Raw genomic sequence first — 23,256 nt, 5'->3', positions numbered from 1 at the left:
TCCTTCTTCGTCGCCGCGACGAGTCCTCGATCTAGGACCAACTCGTCGCGGAGGTTGTCGTGGGTCCGCACCAGTGACGAGAGAAGAAGCACCCATCATGCGAAACACCCAGAAGCCCTCGGGCGCCCCGATCCATAAGTACCGCCCGTTTCACAAGCAGATCCGTGTCGATCTGCCCGACCGGACGTGGCCGAGCAAACGCATCGAGGTCGCGCCCCGCTGGTGCGCCGTCGACCTGCGCGACGGAAACCAGGCCCTCATCGACCCGATGAGCCCCGAACGCAAGCGGATCATGTTCGAGCTGCTCGTGAGCATGGGCTACAAGGAGATCGAGGTCGGTTTCCCGAGCGCGAGTCAGACCGATTTCGACTTCGTCCGGCAGCTGATCGAAGAGGACCTCATCCCCGAGGACGTCACGATCCAGGTGCTGACGCAGGCTCGTGACCACCTCATCAAGCGCACCTATGAGTCGATCGCGGGTGCCAAGCAGGCGATCGTGCACCTCTACAACTCGACGAGCGTGCTGCAGCGCGAGGTCGTCTTCCGCACCGACAAGCAGGGCATCATCGACATCGCCCTCGAGGGTGCCCGGCTCTGCCGCGAGTACGAGAAGACGATCCCCGAGACGACCGTCTACTACGAGTACTCGCCCGAGAGCTACACCGGCACCGAGCTCGAGTTCGCCGTGGACGTCTGCAACCAGGTCATCGAGGTCTTCGAACCGACCCCCGAGCGCAAGGTCATCATCAACCTCCCGGCCACCGTCGAGATGGCGACCCCGAACGTCTACGCCGACTCGATCGAGTGGATGAGCCGCCACCTGGCCCACCGCGAGAACGTCATCCTGTCGCTGCATCCCCACAACGACCGCGGTACCGCGATCGCTGCGGCGGAGCTGGGATACATGGCGGGCGCCGACCGGATCGAAGGATGCCTCTTCGGCAACGGCGAGCGCACCGGGAACGTCGACCTGGTCGCTCTGGGGATCAACCTGCTCACGCAGGGGATCGACCCGCAGATCGACTTCAGCGACATCGACCACGTCAAGCGCACCGCAGAGTACTGCAACCAGCTGCCCGTGCCCGAGCGCAGCCCGTGGGCGGGAGACCTGGTCTTCACCGCGTTCAGCGGATCGCACCAGGACGCGATCAAGAAGGGCTTCGAGGCTATGGAGGCCCGCGCGCAGACCGCGGGCGTCTCGGTCGACGAGATCGAGTGGGCCGTCCCGTACCTGCCCATCGACCCGAAGGACCTCGGCCGGTCGTACGAGGCGGTCATCCGCGTCAACTCGCAGTCGGGCAAGGGCGGTGTCGCGTATCTCCTGAAGACGGACCACGCGCTCGACCTGCCGCGCAAGCTGCAGATCGAGTTCTCCGGTGTGGTCCAGGCGAAGACGGATGCCGAGGGCGGCGAGGTCTCGAGCGGTCAGATCTGGTCGATCTTCTCCGACGAGTACCTGCCCGCCGCATCCGCCGACGAGAAGTGGGGTCGCTTCGAACTGCTGTCGACCCGCACGCAGAGCGACATGTCCGGCGAGGTCGCGCTCGAGGTGACCCTGCGCGACGGGGACGACCGCGTCGCGGCGACCGGGGCGGGCAACGGTCCCATCGCGGCGTTCCTCAAGGTGCTGAGCGAGCGCGGGTTCGACATCTCCCTGTACGACTACGTCGAGCACACCCTGGGCGCCGGCGGTGACGCCCACGCGGCGGCGTACGTCGAGCTGCAGGTCGGCGATCAGCGCCTCTGGGGTGTCGGCATCGACGGCGACATCTCCACCGCGAGCCTGAAGGCCGTCGTCTCGGCCGTCAACCGCGCCATCCGCAGCCGGGTCTCCGAGGGCGAACTCGCGAGCGTCTGAGTCCGCGCGGCCGCCGTCGGGACCTCGTCACGGTCTGATGATCGGGATCGTCGAGGTCTCGACGGCGACCTTGCGCCGGTAGAGCGCACGCTGCTCCGGCAGGGAGATGTCGAACGCGACGGCGAGGACCCGGATGACGGCGGTGACCGCCATGCAGGTGATCGCGGCGGGCACCGCCGAGACACCGAGGAGATCGAGCACGGCCAGGACGGCGCACCCGACCGCCGCGGCGACGGCGTAGAGCGAGCCGACGTGCATCATCGCGACGGGCAGGCCCATGAACACGTCGCGGAGCAGACCGCCGCCGACGGCCGCGCACGCCCCGACGAACACCGACGGGATGAGGGGCAGGCCGAGCGCCAGCGCCTTGGTGGTGCCCAGTGCGCCGAACATGCCGATCGCGACCGCATCGAGTGCGACGATGACGGCGTTGAGGCGCTGGAAGAGGTTCGCGAGCAGCATCCCGACCAGCGCCGCGGCGGTCACGGTGATGAGGTAGCCGTCGCTCTGGAGCGCGACGGGCGTCGTGTTCAGGAGCAGATCGCGGATCATGCCGCCGCCGAGCCCCATGACGACACCGATGATCGCGACCCCGAGCAGGTCGAGCCGGCGCTGTCCCTGGAACCCCGAGGCGAACAGGGCACCCTGCACGCCGCCGAGCCCGACGGCGGTCAGATCGGCCCAGAGGGGGATGAGGAACTGCGGCTCGGTCACGCCTTCATTGTGCCCGGTCACGGGATAATCGAGGGGTGCCCACTTACCGCGACGAAGTCGTGGTCCTTCGCACCCACAAGCTGGGAGAGGCGGACCGCATCCTGACGATGCTGAGCCGTCGTCACGGCAAGGTGCGCGCCGTCGCGAAGGGGGTGCGCCGGACGTCCTCGAAGTTCGGCGCCAGGCTCGAGCCGTTCATGGTCGCCGACGTCCAGATGTACAAGGGACGCTCGCTCGACATCGTGCAGCAGGCGGAGTCCCTGGGCGCGTACGGCGCAGACATCGCGACTGATTACGACCGCTACACCGCGGCATCCGCCATGTCCGAGACCGCGGACCGCCTGAACGAGGCGGAGACGACACCGCAGCAATACCTGCTCCTGGTCGGTGGTCTCCGTGCCCTCGCCCGAGGGGATCACGCGCCGCGCGCCGTGCTCGACTCGTACCTCCTGCGTGTCATGTCGCTCTCGGGATGGGCGCCGTCGCTGCAGGAGTGTGCCCGGTGCGGCGCGCCAGGCCCGCACGAGTGGTTCGTCGCGCAGCTGGGCGGCATCGTCTGCTCCGCCTGCGCCCCGGCGGGGTCGCCGCGCGTGAGCGCCGAGACCGGTGGTCTGCTGCGTGCACTGCTGGCGGGGGAGTGGGACGTGGTGGATGCCGCGTCTCCCGGCGCCACGGCGGCATCGTCCGGCCTGATCGCCGCCTACGCGCAGTGGCACACCGAGCGCGGCATCCGTTCCCTGTCCCACCTGGAGGCGCCTCGGTGAGTCCCAAGCCGTACACGCATCGCGACGCGGTGCCCTATCGACCGCTCGACTGGACCGGCCTGTATCCGCCCGCGTTCCCCAAGGGCGCAGTGCCCGCGCACGTCGCGATCGTGATGGACGGCAACGGCCGGTGGGCCAACCGCCGCGGCCTGACCCGCATCGAGGGGCATCGTGCGGGGGAGGAGGTGCTGCTCGATGTCGTCGCCGGCGCGATCCAAGCCGGGGTGAAGCACCTCAGCGTCTACGCCTTCTCGACCGAGAACTGGGCGCGCTCGCCCGAGGAGGTGCGCTTCCTCATGGGCTACAACCGGGACGTGCTGCACCGCCGTCGGGACCAGCTCAACGAGTGGGACGTGCGCATCCGCTGGGCGGGTCGGAAGCCGCGCCTGTGGGGCTCCGTGATCAAGGAGCTGCAGTACGCCGAGGAGCTCACGCGGAAAAACACCGGGCTGACGCTCACCATGTGCATCAACTACGGCGGGCGCCTCGAGATCATCGACGCGATGCGTGCGATGGGCGAGGAGATCGCCCGGGGACGCCTCAAGCCGTCGGCCATCACCGAGAAGACGCTGCGGCGTCACCTGTACGTGCCGGACATGCCCGACGTCGACCTCTTCGTGCGGTCGAGCGGTGAGCAGCGGACGTCGAACTTCCTGCTCTGGGAGGCGGCCTACGCCGAGATGGTGTTCCTCGACACGCTGTGGCCGGACTTCTCCCGCACCGATCTGTGGGGCGCGATCGAGCTGTTCCTCTCCAGGGACCGCCGCTTCGGCGGGGCCAAGGACGCGCCGACGACCTCCTGAGCTCAGCGCGCCGCGTCGGCCGCGGGTCCCGCGAGCCAACGATCGACCTCACGGGGGTGCCGGAGGTGCACGACCGGCAGGTCGTACTCGGCGGCGACCCGCGGCATCCGTTCCTTCCAGGTGCCGTGCGTGCGCATCTCCCAGCGCAGGATGTGGTCCCGGTCGCGGAACACCGTCCACAGCGGCGGTTCGACGTTGCCGTTCCACAGGGGCTGACGCAGGACGCTGCGCCGCACCGTGCGTCGCAGCAGTCGGGTCCGCGCGACGCGACGGGGCAGGTCGAGCCACACGGCGAGGTCGGCGCGCTCGCCGAGGAGCTGGCCGCCGCCCACACCGAAGTAGTTCCACTCCGACACCCACCGCTCGCTCGCCGCGACCCGCCGCACGTCATCGAGGAACTCGGGTCGGGGCGTCCAGCCCGATCCGTGGAAGAGGGAGTCGAGCTCGGTGTACTCCAACGACCAGAGAGCGGCGAGACGGGCTGCCAGGGTCGACTTGCCCACCCCCGTCGTGCCGGCGATCACGACGCGGCGAGGCGTGTGCGGGAGAGGGTCGCCGGCGGAGAGCATCGGACCAGCGTAGGACGGGCACGGGAATAGATGCGAGCACCCGAGCTGTTGCAGCGGATGTGACGGATGCCATCAAGATCGACGTGTGGAGCGACATCGCCTGCCCCTGGTGCTACATCGGCAAGCGCAACCTGGAGAAGGGTCTCGCCGCGACGGCTGATGACGCCGACGCCCCGCGCGTGGAGGTGACCTTCCACTCGTACGAGCTGTCCCCGGACACGCCCGTCGACTTCGACGGGAACGAGGTCGAGTTCCTGTCGCAGCACAAGGGCATGGCGCCCGAGCAGGTGAAGCCGATGCTCGACCGCGTGACCGGCGTCGCCGCCGAGGCGGGTCTCGAGTACCGCTTCGATCTCCTGAAGCACACCAACACGGTGAAGGCGCACGAGCTGCTCCACTTCGCGAAGGAGCAGGGACGGCAGAAGGAGATGACCGAGCGGCTCATGTCCGCGTACTTCACCGAGGGTCGTCATGTGGGCCGCATCGATGACCTCGTCGAGCTCGCCGTCGAGGCGGGCCTGGACCGGGATGCCGCACGCGACGCCCTCGAGTCGGGACGCCATCTCGAGGCGGTGCGGGCAGACCAGGCGCAGGCGCAGGCCTACGGCATCCAGGGTGTGCCGTTCTTCGTCATCGACGGCAAGTACGGGGTCAGCGGCGCCCAGCCCGCCGAGGCGTTCGCGCAGATCGCGCGTCAGGTCTGGGCCGAGCGCGCACAGACCGCAGCGAGCTGATCAGGCGAGGGCGCCCTCGATCGCAGCGATCACCTCGGGCTCGTTCGGCTTGGTCTGCGGGCGGAACCGGTGAAGCTCGCCGTCCCGTGTCACGAGGAACTTCTCGAAGTTCCACATGATGGGTCCCTTGGCGCGCTCCGCGTTCGGAGTCTTCTTCAGCGCCTTGTACAGCGGGGCCGCGTGTGAGCCGTTCACGCGGATCTTGTCCATGATGGGGAAGGTGATGCCCCAGTTGACCGCGCAGTAGTCCAGGATCTCCTCCATGGACCCGGGCTCCTGCCCCATGAACTGGTTGCACGGGAAGCCGACGACCTGAAGGCCCCGGTCGCCGTACGTCTTCTGCAGCTCCTCGAGCTGCTCGTACTGCGGGGCGAGGCCGCACTTGGACGCGACGTTCACAATGAGGAACGCCTTGTCGCCGAAGTCGCTCAGTGTCGCCTCCTTGCCGTCAGCGGTCGTGAACGGGATCTCGCGCAGGGAGGGGGCGTCGGTCATGTCTCCACGATAGGACGCGCGTCGCTGCCGCGAGCGCTCGCCGTCTGGGAGAATGGGAAGGATATGTCCTCGACCCTCGCTCCTCCCGCGCCCCTGCGTATCGGGCCGATCACCCTCGATGCGCCCGTCGTCCTCGCGCCCATGGCGGGGATCACGAACACCGCCTTCCGTCGCCTCTGCCGCGAGTACGGAGCAGGTCTCTACGTGAGCGAGATGATCACGACGCGCGCGCTCGTCGAGCGCAACGCCACGACGATGCGTCTCATCCGTCACCACGAGTCCGAGACTCCTCGGTCGATCCAGCTCTACGGTGTCGATCCGGCGACTGTCGAGGCGGCCGTGCGGATCATCGTCGATGAGGACCACGCGGACCACGTCGACCTGAACTTCGGATGTCCGGTGCCCAAGGTGACCCGCAAGGGCGGCGGTGCGGCGCTGCCGTGGAAGACGGAGCTCTTCCGCGAGATCGTCGAGCGCGCCGCGAAGGCCGCGGGCGACATCCCGTTGACCGTGAAGATGCGCAAGGGCATCGACTCGGACCACCTGACGTACCTCGAGGCGGGTCGCATCGCCGAAGGCGCCGGTGTCGCCGCCGTCGCGCTGCACGCGCGGACAGCGTCGGAGTTCTACTCGGGGCACGCCGACTGGTCGGCCATCGCGAAGCTGAAGGAGACGGTGACCGGCGTCCCCGTCCTCGGCAACGGCGACATCTGGTCGGCCAACGACGCGCGCCGCATGATGACAGAGACCGGTTGCGACGGTGTCGTCGTCGGCCGCGGATGCCTCGGCCGCCCCTGGCTCTTCGGTGACCTCGCGCGCGAGCTCGGCACCGGTCATGCCGCCCCGTCCGTCGATGCGACCCTCGGGTTCGTCGCCGCGGCGTTCCGTCGGCACGCCGAACTGCTGGTCGACTTCTTCGAGGATGAGGACCGCGGCTGCCGAGACATCCGCAAGCACGTCGCGTGGTACTTCAAGGGGTACCCCGTGGGCGGCGACCTCCGGGCGCGGCTGGCGACGGTGTCGAGCCTCGACGAGATCGACGAGATGCTCGCCACGCTCGACCTCGATGCGCCCTACCCGGGTGCGGCCGCCGAGGGTCAGCGCGGGCGTGCGGGCACGCCGAAGCGACCGGCTCTGCCCGACGGCTGGCTGGACTCGCGCGAGATCGGGCAGGCGGCATCCACGGCCCTCGCCGATGCGGAGCTCGACACCAGTGGCGGCTGAGTCGGTGGTGGGCGCGAGCGTAGGGGTCGCCGCGGGACGACCGTCGGGATACGACGACCACGACGCCGAGCGGTTCCACCCCGAGCGCCACCGCTCCCTCCGCGACGGGTTCGCCCGCGACCGCGCCCGAGTGCTTCATTCCGCGGGGTTCCGGCGTCTCGCGGCGAAGACGCAGGTACTTAGCCCCGCGAGTCCCGACGACTTCGCCCGTAATCGCCTCACGCACTCGCTCGAGGTCGCGCAGGTGGGACGTGAGCTCGCGATCGCGCTGGAGCTCTCGCCCGACGTCGTCGACACGGCGTGCCTGAGTCACGACCTCGGGCATCCGCCTTTCGGGCACAACGGCGAGCGGGCGCTCAACGAATGGGCCGAGGACATCGGGGGGTTCGAGGGCAACGCGCAGTCGCTGCGGATCCTCGCGCGTCTCGAGCCGAAGGTGGTCGACGACGACGGTCAGAGCTTCGGTCTGAACCTGACGCGGGCCAGTCTCGACGCGACGTGCAAGTACCCGTGGACGGCGGACCACGCGATCCCCGATCCCGGCGGTCGGCAGAAGTTCGGCGTCTACGCGGAGGATGAGGCGATCTTCCGGTGGATGCGGCAGGGTGCGCCCGGTCGGGTCCGCTGTATCGAGGCCGAGGTCATGGACCTCTCCGACGACATCGCCTATTCGGTGCACGACTTCGAGGACGCGGTCCTCAACGGCTACCTCGATCCGCGCCGGCTCGCGGACGCCCGCGAGCGCGAGGCGCTGCTGACCGCGATCCAGTCGTGGGTCGGTCTCGGCTTCAGCCGGGATGAGCTCGCCGACGCGCTCTACCGTCTCGTGCGCCTGCCGGAGTGGATGACCGACTTCGATGGCACACGCGCGTCGGTGGCCCGGTTGAAGAACCTCACGTCCGACTTCATCGGGCGGTTCGCGCGCGCGGCGACGGCCGCGACGCGGGAGCACTACGACACCCCCGCGCTCACCCGTTACCGGGGTCGGATGATCGTCCCGCGGGTGATCGAGGCCGAGATGGCGGTGCTGAAGGGCACGATCGGCGCGTTCGTCGTGTCGATCGACGGTCGCAAGGGGCTCTACAAGGAGCAGCGTCGCGTGCTGAAGCGGTTGGCATCCGCGTTGCTCGAGCGGCCGGAGCACCTGGACCGCGTGCACGCGGTGGACTTCGCGGCCGCGTCGACGGATGCCGAGCGCAAGCGAGTCGTCGTCGACCAGGTGGCGACGCTCACCGACCGCTTCGCGATCGAGTGGCACTCCGCCCTGGTCGGCCCGGTCGACCTGCGGGAGCTGGGTCTGTGGCCGGCGGGGTCGCGTGTCGTCGCCAACGCGAGCTTCGCCCTGCCTGAGCCGATCGAAGGTCTGTGATGGCCCGCATCCGTCAGTCCGACGTCGACGAGGTGAAGGCCCGGACGAACATCGCCGACATCGTGGGCGAGCGGGTCGCTCTGAAGTCGGCGGGAGTGGGCTCCCTCAAGGGACTCTGCCCGTTCCATGACGAGCGGAGCCCGAGTTTCAACGTGCGCCCGCAGGCGGGGTACTACCACTGCTTCGGATGCGGCGAGTCGGGCGACGTTTACTCGTTCCTGCGGGCGATGGATCACCTGTCCTTCACGGAAGCGGTCGAGCGTCTCGCGGGTCGTATCGGGTATCAGCTGCACTACGAGGACGGCGGGGCCGCTCCCGAGACCGGCGGACGGACGAGGCTGTACCAGGCGAACACCGCCGCGGCGGAGTACTTCCGCGCGCAGCTCGCTACGGCGGAAGCGGATGCGGGCCGCCGGTTCCTCGGCGAACGGGGATTCGATGCCGGCGCGGCTGCGCACTTCGGTGTCGGTTACGCGCCGAAGGGCTGGAACAACATGCGGGACGCCTTGCGCGCGCAGGGTTTCACCGACGAGGAGCTGGCGACGGCAGGGTTGGTGTCGCAGGGGCAGCGCGGTGTGTACGACCGGTTCCGTGGACGGGTGGTCTGGCCGATCCGGGATCTGACGGGTCAGACGATCGGGTTCGGTGCCCGGAAGCTGTACGAGGACGATCAGGGCCCGAAGTACCTGAACACGCCCGAGACGCCGATCTACAAGAAGGCGCAGGTCCTGTACGGCCTCGATCTCGCGAAGAAGGACGTCTCGCGCTCGCACCGCGTCGTCGTGGTGGAGGGCTACACGGATGTCATGGCGTGTCACCTGGCGGGCGTGACGACGGCGATCGCGACCTGTGGCACGGCCTTCGGATCGGACCACATCACCGTGCTGCGGCGGGTGATGGGCGATGACAGTGCGGCGGGCGAGGTGATCTTCACCTTCGATCCGGATGCCGCGGGTCAGAAGGCGGCGCTGCGCGCGTTCTCGGAGGAGAAGAGGTTCGCGGCCCAGACGTACGTGGCGGTGGCTCCGGACGGGCTCGACCCGTGCGACTTGCGGCTCAACCGCGGCGACGGCGCTGTGCGCGCGCTGATGGATGCGAAGGCGCCGATGTTCGAGTTCGTCATCGACCAGAAGCTGGCCGGGTTCGATCTCGGCAGCGTCGAGGGGCGGGTCGGCGCGCTGCGCGCCGCAGCACCGATCGTCGCGGAGATCCGGGACTCTTCGCTGCGGCCGGGGTACACGCGAGTGCTCGCGCGCAAGCTCGGAATGGACCTGGGCGAGGTGACGCCGGCGGTCGAGCGCGCGGCGCGCGGCCCGCGTGGACCGCGGGATTCCGAGCCGTCCCGCGTCGAGGCGACGGAGGTCGCGTCGCCTTCGCTGCGCGTGACGGTGGCGAGTCTGCCGCGGACGGCGAGTGTGACGCTGGAGCGCGACGCGCTGATGGGTGTGCTGCAGTACGGGCACGTCATCGACGCCGACGAGGTGGATGCCGCCCTGCAGATCCCGATGGAGCATCCCGCTCTGGATGCGGTCCGTCAGGCTGTCGCCGCCCAGCCGGACCGCTCACGTGTCGGGTGGTCGACGGCCGCGGTGGATGCCACGCGCGAGCCGTATCGCGGGCTCGCGGCCGAGTTGCTCACCGCATCCTTCCCGGCGCTCACGGAGGCGGAGGCGACGACGTCGGCACGTGCGCTCTGCCGACGGCTGCGGCTGAGGGCGATGGATCGGGAGAAGGCAGAGCTGCTCGGTGCGGTGCAGCGCGTGCCGGCCGACTCCGAGGAGGGCCGCTCAGTCCGCGTGGCTTTGCGCGATCTCGATCAGCGGCGACGGGCCTTGGCGGAGCTCGTCTAGTCCGGAGTGCGATCGCGGCGCCCCGCGATCGACTCACGACCGGAGTTGTGGTCAGAAGGGTGCAGGTTCTGTCACGGCGGGCGGTGGTGGTGGTGCGGCAGGGCTGAAGGCGACGGCCGGAGCGGGTGCGTCTTCGCGATAGGTCCTGCCCAGGGGTGAGGTCCATTCCAGGACGCCACCCTCCAGTTGTCGGACTCTCCAGGCGGTGAACTGCTTCATCGAGTGGTGGCGTTGGCACAGGTGCGCGAGGTTGGACAGTTCGGTGCGTCCGCCGAGGGCGTGGTCGTGGGTGTGGTCGATCTCGCAGCGGATCGCGGCGACCCGGCATCCGGGGAACCGGCAGTGCTGGTCACGGGCTTGCAGGAACCGTCGCATCCCCGACGGCACCCGGTACGAGTCGGTGGCGATCGTGACCCCGGTGTTCGGGTCGTGGAACAGCCGCTCCCACATCCCGGTGCCGCCCGCGAGGGTGCGGGCGGTGGCGGGGTCGATGGGGGAGCGGCCGGCGAGGTCACAGGGTCCGTCATCCTCACCCGTCAACGTCGCCGCGGGGACGAGGATCTGCACGCGGGCGCGGATCGCGCCGAGAGGCCCTGCGGTGGTGTCGCGGGTGTCATCGAGCGCGGGCGTTCCAGCCAGGAGCAGGTCGGCGAACACGTCCGCGCGGACCTGGTCGGTGGAGCGGGTGTCGGTCGCGATCACGGCGGCGGCGTCGGCGTTCCCGGCGCGCGCAGCGGCGCGTTCGTCGCGGGTGTCGATGATCGTTCGCGCTTGCTGCGTCAGCCGGTCATGGATCCCCTCGGCGATCACCGTCGGGAGTGTGGCGATCAGGTCGCTCATCCCGTCCCGTCCGGGCACGAGCCGGACGCAGCGCCCGGCGGCGGCTTCCTCGTGTCGTTCCGCGAACGACCGGGGGTGCATCCGGTGCGCGAGGATCTCGAGCTCGCCGTGCACCCGGTTGGGGGTGTCCTGTTCGCACCGGGTGATCGCGGCTTGCTCGAACTCCGCCCACACCTCCGCTGGCAGCGACGTCCCGGTCTCGAGGATCAGGAACGCGTGCCCGCGGACGATCCGGCCCTGCTCCCACGCCTCGACCGTCGCGGGGAACCCTTCGATCAGCGTCCGCGCTTCTCCGATGCGGCGTTGCACGGTCCGGTCGGTGACACGCATCACCCCGCCGACTTCCGCCGCGATCGATCGAAGGGCCATGTCGTGCACCTGCACGCGGGCGTTGCGCTGCGCGGTCTGCGCCTCCGCCAACCGCCCCGCCGCAGCCAAGGCGCGCAGCTCGCGGATCTGCACCCGAGCCAACTCGACGGCCACATCCCCGACGTCCGCGACGATGCCCGCCAACGTGGCGAGATAGTCCTCGCCATCGGGGGTTTCCGTCGCGTCCGTCATACCTGCACTCTGCCACCGGCCACCGACATCCACCCTCGCAAAACCGGTCGAGAACACACGTTACGAACACCTCGAGAATGAGAAGTCCCTCATCCGTGGTCCATCGCCGCAAGCACGGCATGGCGGCCTCTCCGACTGGCGCACATCCCCGTGACCGATGAGGATGGGACGCATGCCTCGAGTGATCGAACCGGATGCCGCGATCTTCTGCTCCGACCTGTCGATCGCACGCGCCTCGGCGGACACCCGCGTCGTCGACGGCGTATCCCTGCACGTGAAGCGCGGTGAGGTCGTCGCGGTCATGGGGGCGACGGGTGCCGGCAAGTCGAGCCTGGCCTCCTGCCTCGCGGGAGCGGAGCACCGCGACCTGCGGATCGTCGGGGGAGTGGGCGAGACCGCCGGTATCTCGCTCCGCGCACGCGGCCGCGTCCGCCGCGTCCTCACGTACCGCACCGGCCACCTGCCGCAGGGTGCCAACTCCGCACTGCCAGCGCGACACACCATTTCAGAGATCGTCGCCGAGCCCATCACGGCACGCGATCGCAAGGTCAACGAGCGTGCGCTCGCCCTCCGCGTCGCCGCGCTCCTGGACGAGCTGCAGCTGCCGATCGGCGCATCGGAGAAATACCCGTACGAGCTCAGCTCCGGCATGCGTCAGCGTGTCGCGATCGCTCGCAGCCTTGTCCTTGATCCCGCCGTGTTGATCGCGGATGAGCCGTACGCCAACCTCGACGTCGACGTCCGTCCCGCCGTGCTGGATGCACTGATGCGCAGAGTCGACAACGGGATGGCCCTACTCGTCGTCACCAATGAGCGCGAGCTGGTCGCGGACCTCGCAGCGCAGGTGCTCGTCCTGCGAGCGGGCCACCCCATCGGGGTCGGTCGCAGCCTGGATGAGGTGCTGTGGACCCCGGACGAGGCGACACGCATCGGGGGCTGATGTCACGAGCACCCCTCGGGCTTTGCTACGATTGTGTGGTTGCCCGGTGACGGGTGACTGATCCTCGGTAGCTCAATTGGCAGAGCAATCGGCTGTTAACCGATAGGTTCTTGGTTCGAGTCCAAGCCGGGGAGCCAAATGATTGCTAGGGCCCCCGAATCAGGGGGCCTCTCGCATATACCGGAAAGCTGATTCGAGGATCTGCGCGGGTTTCTTGGTCAGTCGAGGGGAAACCATCGGTTTACTGTCCGAAGAACGAAGCTCGATCGTCATCTCATGAGCTCGGCTCGGGTGGCGTCAGATCGTCGAAAGCGTCCCCAGAGCGTCGGTGTGTACCGCAGGCACGTCTCGCCTCACCTCGACGTGGTGTCGGATGATTAGGGCCGGATCCGAGTGACCGAGTAGACGAGCGGCAAGCTCGACTCCGAGTGCAGATGCGACCACCGTTGCGGCTGGCATACGCATGGCCTACGGCGTCAAAGCACCTATCGCGTAGGCACGGCGTCCGGTGCGTTGTCCAACAGATCCGCGAGGTAGTCCTCGACCTCGCGGGGGTCGCCGACACACCCGACCACGGCCATATCGACCGTCGCGAAGCACTCGAGAAGGAAGCTACCGAGACCAGGACACGGTCGGGCACCGAGGATGACCGGCCTCCCCTCAGCAGCAGGTCGACCATAAGGGGTGGGTGATACTGGTCGCCACGGCGCTGGGCGTAGTCGGAACACGGGCGATCCTGTCCCTACCGCGGTAGTCGACTCACCAGAAGCGTCTGCCCAAACCTAGGAGCGAGTGGCGGTTGTGCTTCGCCACATCAGGCCTCCGGCGAGCTGCAACAGGAGACGATCGTGATCGGTCAAATCGCGGGAAGGCTGCTGAGATGCATGCCGGAAACGCGAGTGAGAATCTGGTTTCGGCGAACGATCTCAGCGCTCTTCGCATGGGTGTCGCTTGGCGCGAGCTGGAGACGTGTTCAGCCGTTCTCACGGCCAGGGAGTGCCGCGCCGCGAAGGAATGCCTCGTAGGCCTCGCGCGCGTCATCTTCGATCGTTGGGGCGTGGTGGCGATAACGCGCGTCGGTCTGGTCGCGTTTGGGGCCGGACAGCCAGAACCGGTCTCCCGTCTCGACGTCATAGAAGTTCGCGTCGTTGTTCGCGAACGCCGTACCTGTCACGCGGTGGAGTGTCCGGTCTTGGAAGTACGCGGTCCGCCATGTCTTGCTGAAGCGCACGCGGGAGATCCAGGCGGGACCAGCGTCGATGTCGAAGCCGGTCTTCAGCTGGACGTACATGATGCGTTCGGGCATAGCCAGAGGCTAGTGGGCGACTCGACTGCGCTCGACTTTGCGCAGCTATCGCGGCCTCATTGCTCGATCAGAGCACCTAGCGTGTGGAGATGCCCAGCACGGGGAAGCGCGAAACGTCGCGCCGCGAGGTCCCGGCCGACGGGTCGTACTCGATGAGCTCGTAGTTGCGACCGCATTCTTTCCAACTTGTGCATGGCGCCAGGTTCAGACTCGGCCGCTTCGCTCCACCTATCCGAGCAATTTACGCCGGTGGCCTCGCGTGCGCTGTGCGCCGAAACCGATTGTCCTCCCCGGCCGCGAGACTGGACAACGCGGGCCGCCGACGAGTGATCAGCGGGTCGTGTCCGGGTCGGTCTCCGTCTCGTCGCGGGCTCTACTGAGCGCCTCATCGGCTTGCTCGTTCCGGTAGTTGCGGATTCCCCAGACTGTCGCTCCGATGGCGGCGGCGCCCGTCGCGAGTGCGATCGGCCAGAAGGCGGAGGTTGCGAGCGAAATGGTGACGATAGCGAGAGGTGCAGGGACGATCAAAAGAAACAGGTGATCGCGCGAGTGATCCGCCATGACGTCACGATAAGGACCGCTTGAGCCTGGAGGTCAGGTTTCGTCGTGCTCCGACTGTGAACGATCGCTTCCGGCGCGAGAGCAGCAGCTGCCCCGGGGAGTCGCCGCTAGGCGGATTTCCGTCCTGACACACCTTCAGAGCCCAGTGAGATGACCCCAAACCCCAGGCCCATGAGTGCCGCAGACAACCCGACTGCGGCCCCGAAGACGCCGCTCCATCCCAGCAACAGAGTGCGCGGATCGACAAGCTTTGGGTTGTCCGCGAAGGTCGCCATTGCCTCAGGGAACCAGCCAATAAGTACACACATGACGCCGAGCAGCGCACCGACGGCGAATCCGATAGCAACCCAAGGCAGCAGACGAAGGCAGGCTGCGCTTGCTCGACGGACGGACTCGGTCATGCGCCAAAGATAGGGCCATCACGCAAGCGGATCATTCTTGTGGAGCGAAACGGTGCTACTGCCTCGCCTTTCCGAAGACGATCGGTCCCGGCGGTTTCCCGGAACCTGCAACGGCCAGCTCCCGTCCACGTCCACCGGGTCTCCTCCGCGAACGCGTGACGCGACAGCGGTACACCAGTAGCGTCAGCGCATGAGCGAGAAACAAGGTGATCAGCAAGCTTCGCCACGAAGCGAGGAGCTCGGTCTGCTCCTCGGCATCACCGCAGTGGCTTTCATCGTGGGTCTCATCCTCTTGCTGCTGGGCCTCATCGATGCGTCGCCCGGCTGGGACGACTCGCCGGACGAGGGGCCTAGGCGAGCGTCCCATGTGCTCTGGGGAGCCGCCGTTATGGCGCTGGGCTTCATCAGCCTCGTGGGTGCTCTCGTGCTGAGCGCAGTCCGGAGAATGCTCGCCGGCGACTTTCGATCACCTTCCGCGGAGAGACCGGAGGCGCGACCCGTAGCTTCCCTTGGGGATCAGGAGTCGTGACCGCACCCAGGCAGTGTTCGATCGAGCAGCATGGCACACAACTGCTGGCCCGCTTCGGGTCGAGCGCCGAAAATGATCGATTTCGGCGGGACCACCACAGCCGAGGTGCCGCCCATTGAGAAGTACATCAGACGCCTTCGACGCTGGATCACGGACCCGATAGCGTGCAGAGCGGATGTCAGCAGAACACAAGGGGGATCATGATGACGGATCGTACGAGCGCGCCTGCGGGATGGTACCCGGCGCCGCATGCGGGCAACGAGCTGCGCTACTGGGACGGCGCGGAGTGGGCGGCGACGCCCCCGGCCGCATCGGCATGGCCGGTGCCCGCGGGGACTACCCCGGGGCAACACGCTGACAATCCGGTGTCCGCACCGCCGGTCATCCGCCCTCTTCGCAGCATCGCCGGAGCCACCCGTATCCTCCTCATCGTCGGAGCGGTCGTCTCGTTCCTCACCGTCCTCGTCGAGGGCTGGGGACTCGCCGCCGTCGACGGCTTCACTCGAGGAACCGCGCCATTGTCGGACCTCGAGCTTTACGACACGCTCTCGGCACCGATCTCCTTGACGTCAGCGGGGCTGATGCTGGCGACGGGAATCTGCTGGGTCGTCTGGCAGTACCGCGCCGCTGTGCGCGTCCGCGCGATCACCTCGACCGCCACACGTCGTACGCCGGTGTGGCACGTCGTGTCCTGGTTCATCCCCGTTGTCGCGTTGTGGTTCCCGTTCCAGAACGTGAAGGACCTCGTGGTGGCTTCCCGTGCCAACCTGACCCGTGGAATCCTCGGCACCTGGTGGGGCCTTTGGATCGCCTCGACGGCATTCGTATCCATCTCCGGCAGGCTGTCGTGGAACGCCAGTACCCTCGCGGACTACCCGGCCGTGATGTCGACGTCGCTGTTGGGGGAGCTCCTCTCAATCGCTGCGGCCTCGCTCGCCATCCTGATCCTCATTCGCGCGACCGATGCGATGGAGCCAGCGACGCGCTGACGATCGCGCGGTGAGCTGAGCCTGCGGGTCCGCGTCGCTGGGGCCGCGCACGGCGACGATCTGATCTCCTCCGAGCCGGAGAAACCAGAACCCCCCTCACGTAGTGAGCAGGGCTGGTATGTCGCGCCACGGCCGGGTGTGCGTGCCGCCGCTGCGGGAGGGCCGACTCTCAGACCGCGCCGGCAGACCGAACCGCAGATGACATTTCCGTCAGGGTTGGTTCGAGTCCAAGCCGGGGAGCCACTCATCGAAACCCCCGGTCCGGCCGGGGGTTTCCGTTTTGTCGACAGCGGATGCCGGCGGCCGCCGCATCCGTTCGCTCAGGGTTTGCTTGTCCCGAAGGCTCCGCGAGTCCATGCTGTGCGCATGAACAGCGTCAACGGGGGATGGGCGGCCTGGGGCTGGAGTGAGCGCGCGGGCATGATCGTGCTGGCCGCGTCCGTCGTCCTGCTGTTCTGGGCGGCGTTCCAGTACGGCGCCGGGTACGACGTCGCGTTCTTCGCCCTGTTCGCAGCGCTCGTGCTCGGAATCACGGGGTTGGGTGTCCACGTCGCCGCGAGAGAGGCCCGCTTCCGGCGTCAGGCGCGCTCCCGCGAGTGATGCCCGGACGTCTACGCCTCACCGCAGGACGGTGACGCCGCGCTCCTCGAGGCTCGCCAATGTCGTGGAGCCGGCGGTGTCCTCCGCGTCGACCACGACCCCGTCGACCGCATCCCAGGTCAACACCCGGTAGCGCGAGGCAGCGCCGATCTTCTCGGCGCTGCCCAGGACGAAGGTCTCGGCCGCCCGGCCGGCCAGGGTTCGCTTCATCGCCGCCTCGTCGGGGTCGCCCGTCGTGAGGCCGGCGTCCTCGTGAATGCCCGTCACTCCCAGCAGGAATCTGTCGGCGGAGACGGTCATCGCCGCTTCGACGGCGGCCGCCCCCGACGCCACGGCCGAGTGCTTGAAGAGCCGGCCCCCCAGGATGATGACCTCTGCGATATGGTTCAGCAGGGCCGCAGCGACGGTCGGGCTGTGCGTGATGATCGTGCACTCCCGTTCGGGATCGAGCGCGCGCACCGTCGCGAGCGCGGTGGTCCCGCCGTCGAGGATGACGGTGCTGCCCGGTTCGATCAACTGTGCCGCCCGCCGAGCGACCCGCGTCTTGCTGTCGGTGGCCACGCTCTCGCGCACGCCGTAGTCCGCTACTGCGGGTGATGCCGGCAGCGCTCCGCCGTACACGCGGACGGCGAGCCCCGCGGCATCCAGCTCACGGAGATCGCGGCGGATGCTGTCTTCGGAAAGCCCCAGTTCTGCAGCGAGCTCCTTCGCGACGATGCGTCCGTCCGCGCGGAGTCGATCGAGCAGCAACTGCTTCCGGGCTGCAGCAAGCATTCATGCTCCTTCACGTTTGTGCACGTTTGTGTCTATTCTAGCGTCATGACGACGAACGACGATCCACGCCCCCTTCTCATCCTCATCGCGGGACCCTACGCCTCGGGAACCGGTGGCGACCCCGAACTGATGCGACGCAACCTCGAGCGGTTGGAGGAGGCCGCCTGGCCCATCTTCCGCGCCGGGCACGTCCCGATGATCGGGGAGTGGGTGGCACTCCCCGTCCTCCGCAGCGCCGGCGCAAGCGGGCCGCTCGACCCGCTCGCGGAGCGGGTCATGTATCCGACCGCAGAGCGCCTGCTGCAGCACTGCGATGCCGTGCTGCGGCTTCCCGGCGAGTCCAGGGGTGCCGACCAGGATGTGGCGATCGCTCGGCAGCGCGGCATCCCGGTCTACTCGTCACTCGAGGAGATCCCCGCGGTGACCGTCGCGATCTGAACGACCGACCATGCGACGCCTGTCAGCAGTTTCTGATAGACAGGTCGGGACGTCGACCCTCTGGGGGCTCTGAGGAGCGGGGCCGACCGAAGGAAACGGGGATCGCGTGCGCGCGAACAGGGATCTTCTCGCCGAGGCCGTCGATGCGGTCGTCCGTAACGACAACTGCACGGGATGCGGGGTGTGCGCGCTCGTGTCCGATCGTGTGTCGATGGGGCTCTCCGCAGACGGCTTCATGCGACCGACCGTCACCCCTAGCGCTGATGACGCCGCCCAGGAGGAGACTCGCACGTTCCGGGCATCCTGCCCCGGGGTGATCCTTCGTGCGCCCGCCGCCGAGGCGGCGACGCACTGGCTCTTCGGTCGGGTGATGCGCGCCTGGGAGGGTCACGCAGCCGACCCCGCAGTTCGCCGCGCGGGCAGCAGCGGGGGCGTCCTGACGGCCCTGGTCGCCTTCATCGGCGAGTCCGGCGACAGCCCGACCGTCGTCGGCGCCGCCCAGGACGCTGCCCGGCCGAGCCGGACCGTCCCGGTCACGATCACGACCCGTGAAGAGGCTCTGCGTGCCGCCGGGTCGCGCTACGCCCCCGTCAGCGTGCCGTCCTCATGGAACGGCGGCGCGCTGGTCGGCAAGCCGTGCGAGGTGGCCGGGCTGCGGCAGTACCTCGACGCCACCTCCGCCGGCGACCCGATCCTGCTGTCGTTCTTCTGTGCGGGCACCCCGAGTCAGCACGCGACCGAAAGCCTGATCCGAAAACTGGGCGGCGATCCCGATCGGATCACGTCCCTGCGCTATCGAGGCGACGGGTGGCCGGGGCGGTTCGCCTTCACGGGCCCGAGCAGCGGGTCGGAGGACTACAACGAGTCCTGGGGCCACCACCTCGGTCGGCAGCTCCAGTCCCGCTGCAAGATCTGCCCCGACGGCACGGGCGAGCACGCGGACATCGCCGTGGGCGACTACTGGGCCACCGATGAACGGGGCTTCCCGACGTTCGACGAGGGTGAGGGGTCGTCCGTCGTCATCGCCCGCACGAGTCGCGGCGCTGCCCTCATCGAACGAGCGGTCTCGGCGGGTGTCCTGGCACTGTCACCGATCGATCTGGACGACGTCGCACGCGTGCAGCCGCTGCAGTCCGAGCGCCGTCGCGTGCAGGTGGGACGCTCTCTCGGCCGGCTTCTCGCCGGGTTCCGCGTGCCGCGGTTCCGGGGATATCGCGGCCTCGTGCTCGCAGTGCGGAACCCGCGACGGAACCTCCAGGCCGCCCGAGGCACGTGGGGTCGCGCCCGACGGGCAGCGCAGCGCGGTTGACGTGCGCCTCACCCCTCGTCGAGCACCGCGCCCGCCCAGACCCAGCACCGACGCTCGTCGTCTCCGATCCGGAACCGGATCGCCGCCGCCCGGTCGGTCCACATGCACAGGTCCGCATCGACGAGCACAGGCTCCGCACCGAAGCGCACCCACACCCGCACGCGTCGTGGGCGAGGATCGGTCGTGACCGGTCTGCGGTCGAGATCCAGCTCCTCGCTCGACAGCGATTGCAGACGGCCGCCAGAGGCGACCCGGTGCAGGATGCGGTCGTCCATGCGGGCGTCGATGCTCGCCGCGTAGCGCCTGTTCGAACCCAACCGGCATCCCTCTCTCCGGCCGACATCGAGAGCGTACGGAGGACCGCGGACATCCGCTCAGACCGTGAGTTGATCCCGCATCTCCGCGTCGCCGGAACCGCTCATCGCGACGATACGGTCCGCCTCGACGCGGAGGAACACGAACTCGGCGACGTTGAGGTGCCGGCGGGTGGGGGCGATGCCGCGCCACACTCCGGTGTGCGTGCCACCGGCGCGCAGGTGCGCAGCGATGCGCCCGTCTTCCGCGACGACCTGGATGGTCTTCCACCGCCAGTCGGGGAATCCGTGGAACAGGTCCGCGAGATCGTCGATCCACGCGTCGGCGCCGGCGGGGAGATGCGCGCGCCGGACCCCAGGGTCCAGGAGCGCCCGAACCGCGGCGAGGTCATGCCTGTTGCACGTGTCGACGAACTCGTCGAACCACGCGTGCAGTTCCCAGGGCTCCACGTGAGAAAGGCGCCGATCAGGCGTCGAGGTCGTCGACGCCCGGCAACCAGCTGTGCCCTGGCTTGCCCCACCCGCGCTTGCGGGCGATCTTCTGCGTCGTCTTCCAGTCCGAGTCCGACAGGCGGTCGATGTAGAGGATGCCGTTGAGGTGATCGAACTCGTGCTGCATGATGCGCGCGCGCCACCCGTCGACACGGATCTCGACGGGTGCCCCCTCGAGGTCGGTGCCGGTCACGAGCACGGCGTCGGCGCGACGCAGCGGGAACCGCTCGCCGGGGAAGGAGAGGCAGCCCTCCGACTCGTCGTCGGGATCGGGGGAGCCGGGTTCGGGTGGGCTCATCCAGAGCTCCGGGTTGATGAGGACGCCGCGCCACGGCTGACCCTCGTCGTCCTGGTACGAGTACGTGTAGATCCGCAGACCCACACCGACCTGCGGAGCAGCCAGTCCGACCCCGGGCGCCGTGTCCATCGTCTCGAACATGTCTGCCACGAGCGTGCGGATGTCGTCGGTCACCTCGTCGACGGGAGCGGCGACGGAATGGAGGACGGGATCGCCCATGATGCGAATCGGAAGTACGGCCACGTCAGAAGCCTAACGAGGCCCCGGCCCGGTATCGTCGAGGCGTGATTCTCCCCGGGACGCCGATCGACGACCTCACCGACGAGCTCGTCGGCGTCTTCGGGAACCCGGCGATCCTCATCGGCATCCCGCTCGCTGTGATCGGCGCCGTGTTCATGTCGTTCGGGGCGCAGTACCAGCACCGGGGTGTCCAGAAAGTCGAGCGGCTGACGGCGCAGGCAGGTGTCTCCGGCCTGACCGGCGGTCAGCTGCTGCGGCTCCTGCGTCGGCCGTCGTGGGTCCTCGGCACCGTCATGCTCGGGCTCGCGATCCTCTGCCAGCTCGCTGCGCTCTCGTTCGCGCCGCTCATCCTCGTCCAGCCGATCGGGGCGATCTCCCTGGTCATCACCACGCTCCTCAACGCGAGAGTCAGCGGACACAAGCCGACTCGCCGTTCGATCACCTCGATCGCGCTGTGCGTGGGCGGCATCTTCATCTTCGTGACGGTCGCGGCGCTGTACGCGACGGAACGACCGATCAGCGACCCGCAGCTGCTCACGGTCCTCTGGATCCTCCTCGGCGTCGTCGTCGTGCTGAGCGTGCTGTGGGTCACGCTGCGCAAGCGGATGCGGGCGCTGTTCTACATCGTGGCCGCCGGCATCGTCTACGGCTTCGTCGCGACCTTGGCGAAGGTCGTCATCAACCGCATCTCGAACGGCGACTTCGAGTGGCTCACGGTCCTCTGCATCGTCGCGCTGCTCGCCGGCACCGCCATGGGCGCGTACTTCGTCCAGACCGCCTACTCGTCGGGCCCGCCCGACCTCGTCATCGCGGGGCTCACCGTCATCGACCCGATCGTCGCGATCGTCATCGGACTCGCCGTCCTGGACGAGGCTCGCGGGGCGCCGTTCTGGGCGTACATCGGTTTCGCCATCGCAGGAGCACTTGCGATCATCGGCGTCTTCCAGCTCGCTCGCTATCACCCGCAGGTGATCAGCGACAGCCAGGAGATCCCGATCGCGCGCGGCAGCAGCGAGTTCACCGACGGGAAGAAGCCCACGACGGGATCCATTCGCCTCACGGAGACCGTCTCGAAGGTCTGGCCGGACCCGCCCGTGAAGGACGAGGAACGGCCGAAACGATAGGCTCGTTCCCACAGGGGGCGGTGGCCAAGCTGGTCAAGGCAGCGGGCTCATAACCCGACGATCGTGGGTTCAAGTCCCACCCGCCCTACCGATGCCGCGACTCGATCGGCTCGAAGTCCATCCGGTCGTGGGTCGCGTAGAACCAGGTGGCCACGCCGGCGGTGAGGACGACGAACGCACCACCCGCCGCGACGGGGCGGTTACCGTCTTCGCTCAGCTGCCATCGGAAAAAGGCGGTGTCCCTCTCGACGCGGGGTGCATCGCGCAGAGAGGCCTTCATACCCGGCGTCAGGGACGCCACCATGGCCGCCACCCGGCGTTCGAACGCCGCACGACCGTACACCGGACGGTCGAAGCTCACGAGGCAGATGTCGGGGTGGATCAAGCGTTCGATGGCTGCGCCACGGCGCGCTGCGTCGCGCTCATTGATGATCTCCGCCAGGTACACAGCGGGGAACACGTCGCCCGTGGACATGGGTCAAGGACAGCGCCCGGCGACGCGAGCCGTCAACATCTTCCCGGTGCCGCTGAGCGGTGGTACGGGGGCGTCGGCCCCGCGGCTCCGCGCTGGACGGCGTCGTACGAGGGTTGCCGCAGGGCGCGTACCCAACGCGGCATCCGGGCGCCGGGAATGAGGCGTCGGCCTGCGTCCGCCCTCATCTCGTCAGGGGCGTCGACACTCCGCAGCTCCACCAGCGCGAACGGATGCCAGGGCCCTCGCGGCGTCGCGTGTGAGAGCTCGAGCCACCACGACGCCGCGCGCAGCGCGACCTGGAGACCTGTCCGGTCGGCGGGCAGACGAGGACTCAGTGAACGGGCCCGCAGCACCATCGAGCCCCGCGCGCCCTGGTACGGCAGCAGCGTGCCGTAGACGCCGGGCGACGGGGACACGCGCAGAAGCAGGGCGAAGCGAAGTGGGACACCGGAGCCCGTCGATGCGAATTCGAGGTCGGCAGTCCCCTCCGGCGTCTCCACCCGAAGCGCCAGTCCGAGGACGTCGGGGAACGGCGCGGGAAGCCCGAGGGATCGCGAGAACCGCGCCGTCAGCATCTGACGTTCACCCGGCGCCGCATCGTCGATCCACCGGATGCCTGAAGGTGACGTTCGTGGAAGCCAGTGCACGGACCCCGTGAGCGGAAGCCCTCGCGAATGGATCGGGC

At 68.5% G+C, this 23,256-nt stretch carries 27 protein-coding genes and 2 tRNA genes; 16 read left to right on the top strand and 13 right to left on the bottom strand.

The features are described 5' to 3' along the window. Nucleotides 1-97 precede the first annotated feature (97 nt). Entirely contained in the window at nucleotides 98-1,858 is a 1,761-nt protein-coding gene (gene leuA, locus AB0259_RS05695; RefSeq protein ID WP_366220141.1) for a 2-isopropylmalate synthase, read from the top strand. 27 nt (nucleotides 1,859-1,885) lie between these two features. On the opposite strand, the gene AB0259_RS05690 is transcribed toward leuA, so the two are convergent. After that, on the bottom strand, nucleotides 1,886-2,572 hold the full coding sequence (locus tag AB0259_RS05690) for a TRIC cation channel family protein (protein WP_133399523.1): 687 nt from the start codon (nucleotides 2,570-2,572) through the stop codon (nucleotides 1,886-1,888). A gap of 35 nt (nucleotides 2,573-2,607) precedes the next feature. Between AB0259_RS05690 and recO the strand changes: the two genes are divergently transcribed. Together recO and AB0259_RS05680 are read left to right on the top strand one after the other, a co-directional pair. Beyond that, entirely contained in the window at nucleotides 2,608-3,336 is a 729-nt protein-coding gene (recO, locus tag AB0259_RS05685; RefSeq protein WP_251580648.1) for a DNA repair protein RecO, read from the top strand. Next, nucleotides 3,333-4,139: an isoprenyl transferase gene (locus tag AB0259_RS05680; protein ID WP_366220143.1), complete on the top strand. Its 807-nt coding sequence runs from the start codon at nucleotides 3,333-3,335 to the stop codon at nucleotides 4,137-4,139. The genes recO and AB0259_RS05680 overlap by 4 nt, the downstream gene beginning before the upstream one ends. A 2-nt stretch (nucleotides 4,140-4,141) precedes the next feature. On the opposite strand, the gene AB0259_RS05675 is transcribed toward AB0259_RS05680, so the two are convergent. Continuing rightward, nucleotides 4,142-4,708 (bottom strand): AAA family ATPase, encoded by a 567-nt coding sequence (locus tag AB0259_RS05675; protein WP_251580650.1) that lies wholly within the window; start codon nucleotides 4,706-4,708, stop codon nucleotides 4,142-4,144. 59 nt (nucleotides 4,709-4,767) lie between these two features. Here AB0259_RS05675 and AB0259_RS05670 point away from each other — a divergent pair, with 59 nt between their 5' ends. Further along, entirely contained in the window at nucleotides 4,768-5,442 is a 675-nt protein-coding gene (locus tag AB0259_RS05670) for a DsbA family oxidoreductase (RefSeq protein WP_366220145.1), read from the top strand. On the opposite strand, the gene AB0259_RS05665 is transcribed toward AB0259_RS05670, so the two are convergent. Beyond that, on the bottom strand, nucleotides 5,443-5,937 hold the full coding sequence (locus tag AB0259_RS05665; protein ID WP_366220146.1) for a glutathione peroxidase: 495 nt from the start codon (nucleotides 5,935-5,937) through the stop codon (nucleotides 5,443-5,445). Nucleotides 5,938-6,000: 63 nt separating this feature from the next. Between AB0259_RS05665 and dusB the strand changes: the two genes are divergently transcribed. Genes dusB through dnaG form a run of 3 tightly spaced genes read left to right on the top strand, consistent with a single transcriptional unit; the run spans nucleotide 6,001 to nucleotide 10,380 of the window. Further along, the gene (gene dusB / locus AB0259_RS05660; protein WP_366220148.1) at nucleotides 6,001-7,161 is read left to right on the top strand and encodes a tRNA dihydrouridine synthase DusB; all 1,161 of its coding nucleotides are present in this window, start codon (nucleotides 6,001-6,003) and stop codon (nucleotides 7,159-7,161) included. Further along, nucleotides 7,133-8,530 carry a deoxyguanosinetriphosphate triphosphohydrolase gene (locus AB0259_RS05655; RefSeq protein ID WP_251580654.1) on the top strand — a complete coding sequence of 466 codons (1,398 nt, stop codon included), beginning with the start codon at nucleotides 7,133-7,135 and terminating at the stop codon, nucleotides 8,528-8,530. Before dusB ends, AB0259_RS05655 begins: the two co-directional genes overlap by 29 nt. Beyond that, the gene (dnaG, locus tag AB0259_RS05650; protein ID WP_366220150.1) at nucleotides 8,530-10,380 is read left to right on the top strand and encodes a DNA primase; all 1,851 of its coding nucleotides are present in this window, start codon (nucleotides 8,530-8,532) and stop codon (nucleotides 10,378-10,380) included. Before AB0259_RS05655 ends, dnaG begins: the two co-directional genes overlap by 1 nt. Nucleotides 10,381-10,431: 51 nt before the next feature. Here the strand turns inward: dnaG and AB0259_RS05645 are convergent, their stop codons facing one another. Beyond that, nucleotides 10,432-11,781 carry a DUF222 domain-containing protein gene (locus AB0259_RS05645; RefSeq protein WP_366220151.1) on the bottom strand — a complete coding sequence of 450 codons (1,350 nt, stop codon included), beginning with the start codon at nucleotides 11,779-11,781 and terminating at the stop codon, nucleotides 10,432-10,434. Between the two features lie 172 nt (nucleotides 11,782-11,953). Between AB0259_RS05645 and AB0259_RS05640 the strand changes: the two genes are divergently transcribed. Together AB0259_RS05640 and AB0259_RS05635 are read left to right on the top strand one after the other, a co-directional pair. After that, the gene (locus AB0259_RS05640; protein WP_366220153.1) at nucleotides 11,954-12,721 is read left to right on the top strand and encodes an ATP-binding cassette domain-containing protein; all 768 of its coding nucleotides are present in this window, start codon (nucleotides 11,954-11,956) and stop codon (nucleotides 12,719-12,721) included. 61 nt (nucleotides 12,722-12,782) lie between these two features. Continuing rightward, nucleotides 12,783-12,858, top strand: a tRNA-Asn gene (locus AB0259_RS05635). Between the two features lie 836 nt (nucleotides 12,859-13,694). Here AB0259_RS05635 and AB0259_RS05630 read toward each other — a convergent pair. The 3 genes from AB0259_RS05630 to AB0259_RS05620 all read right to left on the bottom strand — a co-directional run bounded on the left by AB0259_RS05630 (nucleotide 13,695) and on the right by AB0259_RS05620 (nucleotide 14,989). After that, nucleotides 13,695-14,027, bottom strand: coding sequence for a hypothetical protein (locus AB0259_RS05630; protein WP_366220154.1), 333 nt, complete (start codon nucleotides 14,025-14,027; stop codon nucleotides 13,695-13,697). 330 nt (nucleotides 14,028-14,357) lie between these two features. After that, nucleotides 14,358-14,588, bottom strand: coding sequence for a hypothetical protein (locus AB0259_RS05625; protein ID WP_366220156.1), 231 nt, complete (start codon nucleotides 14,586-14,588; stop codon nucleotides 14,358-14,360). 107 nt (nucleotides 14,589-14,695) lie between these two features. Further along, nucleotides 14,696-14,989 (bottom strand): hypothetical protein, encoded by a 294-nt coding sequence (locus AB0259_RS05620; RefSeq protein ID WP_366235778.1) that lies wholly within the window; start codon nucleotides 14,987-14,989, stop codon nucleotides 14,696-14,698. 190 nt (nucleotides 14,990-15,179) lie between these two features. On the opposite strand from AB0259_RS05620, the gene AB0259_RS05615 reads away from it, so the two are divergent. The 3 genes from AB0259_RS05615 to AB0259_RS05605 all read left to right on the top strand — a co-directional run bounded on the left by AB0259_RS05615 (nucleotide 15,180) and on the right by AB0259_RS05605 (nucleotide 17,107). Next, nucleotides 15,180-15,518, top strand: a complete 339-nt coding sequence (locus AB0259_RS05615; RefSeq protein WP_366220157.1) for a hypothetical protein — start codon at nucleotides 15,180-15,182, stop codon at nucleotides 15,516-15,518. A 203-nt stretch (nucleotides 15,519-15,721) separates the two neighbouring features. Then, complete coding sequence (locus tag AB0259_RS05610; RefSeq protein WP_366220159.1) at nucleotides 15,722-16,507, top strand: DUF4328 domain-containing protein; 786 nt, start codon at nucleotides 15,722-15,724, stop codon at nucleotides 16,505-16,507. Nucleotides 16,508-16,873: 366 nt separating this feature from the next. Continuing rightward, complete coding sequence (locus tag AB0259_RS05605; RefSeq protein ID WP_366220161.1) at nucleotides 16,874-17,107, top strand: hypothetical protein; 234 nt, start codon at nucleotides 16,874-16,876, stop codon at nucleotides 17,105-17,107. Between the two features lie 18 nt (nucleotides 17,108-17,125). Here AB0259_RS05605 and AB0259_RS05600 read toward each other — a convergent pair whose 3' ends face one another. After that, nucleotides 17,126-17,881, bottom strand: coding sequence for a DeoR/GlpR family DNA-binding transcription regulator (locus AB0259_RS05600; RefSeq protein WP_366220162.1), 756 nt, complete (start codon nucleotides 17,879-17,881; stop codon nucleotides 17,126-17,128). Nucleotides 17,882-17,926: 45 nt separating this feature from the next. On the opposite strand from AB0259_RS05600, the gene AB0259_RS05595 reads away from it, so the two are divergent. Then, on the top strand, nucleotides 17,927-18,319 hold the full coding sequence (locus AB0259_RS05595) for a DUF4406 domain-containing protein (RefSeq protein ID WP_366220164.1): 393 nt from the start codon (nucleotides 17,927-17,929) through the stop codon (nucleotides 18,317-18,319). A 211-nt stretch (nucleotides 18,320-18,530) separates the two neighbouring features. Then, on the top strand, nucleotides 18,531-19,628 hold the full coding sequence (locus tag AB0259_RS05590; RefSeq protein WP_366220166.1) for a Coenzyme F420 hydrogenase/dehydrogenase, beta subunit C-terminal domain: 1,098 nt from the start codon (nucleotides 18,531-18,533) through the stop codon (nucleotides 19,626-19,628). A gap of 8 nt (nucleotides 19,629-19,636) precedes the next feature. Here the strand turns inward: AB0259_RS05590 and AB0259_RS05585 are convergent, their stop codons facing one another. Genes AB0259_RS05585 through def form a run of 3 tightly spaced genes read right to left on the bottom strand, consistent with a single transcriptional unit; the run spans nucleotide 19,637 to nucleotide 20,975 of the window. Continuing rightward, nucleotides 19,637-19,945 (bottom strand): hypothetical protein, encoded by a 309-nt coding sequence (locus AB0259_RS05585; protein WP_366220168.1) that lies wholly within the window; start codon nucleotides 19,943-19,945, stop codon nucleotides 19,637-19,639. A 57-nt stretch (nucleotides 19,946-20,002) separates the two neighbouring features. Next, nucleotides 20,003-20,392: an ester cyclase gene (locus AB0259_RS05580; RefSeq protein WP_366220170.1), complete on the bottom strand. Its 390-nt coding sequence runs from the start codon at nucleotides 20,390-20,392 to the stop codon at nucleotides 20,003-20,005. A 16-nt stretch (nucleotides 20,393-20,408) separates the two neighbouring features. Next, a complete protein-coding gene (gene def, locus AB0259_RS05575; RefSeq protein WP_366220175.1) occupies nucleotides 20,409-20,975 on the bottom strand; it encodes a peptide deformylase in 567 nt (188 codons plus the stop codon). A gap of 41 nt (nucleotides 20,976-21,016) precedes the next feature. Here def and AB0259_RS05570 point away from each other — a divergent pair, with 41 nt between their 5' ends. Then, on the top strand, nucleotides 21,017-22,096 hold the full coding sequence (locus AB0259_RS05570) for a DMT family transporter (RefSeq protein WP_251580665.1): 1,080 nt from the start codon (nucleotides 21,017-21,019) through the stop codon (nucleotides 22,094-22,096). A 14-nt stretch (nucleotides 22,097-22,110) separates the two neighbouring features. Continuing rightward, nucleotides 22,111-22,184, top strand: a tRNA-Ile gene (locus AB0259_RS05565). Here the strand turns inward: AB0259_RS05565 and AB0259_RS05560 are convergent. Then, complete coding sequence (locus AB0259_RS05560) at nucleotides 22,182-22,571, bottom strand: hypothetical protein (protein WP_366220179.1); 390 nt, start codon at nucleotides 22,569-22,571, stop codon at nucleotides 22,182-22,184. The genes AB0259_RS05565 and AB0259_RS05560 overlap by 3 nt on opposite strands. 32 nt (nucleotides 22,572-22,603) lie before the next feature. Further along, nucleotides 22,604-23,146: a hypothetical protein gene (locus AB0259_RS05555; protein ID WP_366220181.1), complete on the bottom strand. Its 543-nt coding sequence runs from the start codon at nucleotides 23,144-23,146 to the stop codon at nucleotides 22,604-22,606. Nucleotides 23,147-23,256: the final 110 nt, after the last annotated feature.

The sequence above is a fragment of the Microbacterium sp. NPDC080005 genome (assembly GCF_040702445.1).
In the GTDB taxonomy this organism is placed as follows: Bacteria; Actinomycetota; Actinomycetes; order Actinomycetales; family Microbacteriaceae; genus Microbacterium; species Microbacterium oleivorans_D.
This window is presented reverse-complemented; position numbering and strand designations above follow the sequence as displayed.

Excerpts from the sequence above, each read along its gene's own strand:
- leuA (WP_366220141.1), top strand. The coding sequence starts at position 98 with ATGCGAAACACCCAGAAGCCCTCGGGCGCCCCGATCCATAAGTACCGC.
- AB0259_RS05675 (WP_251580650.1), bottom strand. The coding sequence starts at position 4,708 with ATGCTCTCCGCCGGCGACCCTCTCCCGCACACGCCTCGCCGCGTCGTG.
- AB0259_RS05665 (WP_366220146.1), bottom strand. The coding sequence starts at position 5,937 with ATGACCGACGCCCCCTCCCTGCGCGAGATCCCGTTCACGACCGCTGAC.
- dusB (WP_366220148.1), top strand. The coding sequence starts at position 6,001 with ATGTCCTCGACCCTCGCTCCTCCCGCGCCCCTGCGTATCGGGCCGATC.
- AB0259_RS05655 (WP_251580654.1), top strand. The coding sequence starts at position 7,133 with ATGCGGAGCTCGACACCAGTGGCGGCTGAGTCGGTGGTGGGCGCGAGC.
- dnaG (WP_366220150.1), top strand. The coding sequence starts at position 8,530 with ATGGCCCGCATCCGTCAGTCCGACGTCGACGAGGTGAAGGCCCGGACG.
- AB0259_RS05645 (WP_366220151.1), bottom strand. The coding sequence starts at position 11,781 with ATGACGGACGCGACGGAAACCCCCGATGGCGAGGACTATCTCGCCACG.
- AB0259_RS05640 (WP_366220153.1), top strand. The coding sequence starts at position 11,954 with ATGCCTCGAGTGATCGAACCGGATGCCGCGATCTTCTGCTCCGACCTG.
- AB0259_RS05630 (WP_366220154.1), bottom strand. The coding sequence starts at position 14,027 with ATGCCCGAACGCATCATGTACGTCCAGCTGAAGACCGGCTTCGACATC.
- AB0259_RS05625 (WP_366220156.1), bottom strand. The coding sequence starts at position 14,588 with ATGGCGGATCACTCGCGCGATCACCTGTTTCTTTTGATCGTCCCTGCA.
- AB0259_RS05620 (WP_366235778.1), bottom strand. The coding sequence starts at position 14,989 with ATGACCGAGTCCGTCCGTCGAGCAAGCGCAGCCTGCCTTCGTCTGCTG.
- AB0259_RS05615 (WP_366220157.1), top strand. The coding sequence starts at position 15,180 with ATGAGCGAGAAACAAGGTGATCAGCAAGCTTCGCCACGAAGCGAGGAG.
- AB0259_RS05610 (WP_366220159.1), top strand. The coding sequence starts at position 15,722 with ATGACGGATCGTACGAGCGCGCCTGCGGGATGGTACCCGGCGCCGCAT.
- AB0259_RS05605 (WP_366220161.1), top strand. The coding sequence starts at position 16,874 with ATGAACAGCGTCAACGGGGGATGGGCGGCCTGGGGCTGGAGTGAGCGC.
- AB0259_RS05600 (WP_366220162.1), bottom strand. The coding sequence starts at position 17,881 with ATGCTTGCTGCAGCCCGGAAGCAGTTGCTGCTCGATCGACTCCGCGCG.
- AB0259_RS05595 (WP_366220164.1), top strand. The coding sequence starts at position 17,927 with ATGACGACGAACGACGATCCACGCCCCCTTCTCATCCTCATCGCGGGA.
- AB0259_RS05590 (WP_366220166.1), top strand. The coding sequence starts at position 18,531 with ATGGGGCTCTCCGCAGACGGCTTCATGCGACCGACCGTCACCCCTAGC.
- AB0259_RS05560 (WP_366220179.1), bottom strand. The coding sequence starts at position 22,571 with ATGTCCACGGGCGACGTGTTCCCCGCTGTGTACCTGGCGGAGATCATC.
- AB0259_RS05555 (WP_366220181.1), bottom strand. The coding sequence starts at position 23,146 with ATGCTGACGGCGCGGTTCTCGCGATCCCTCGGGCTTCCCGCGCCGTTC.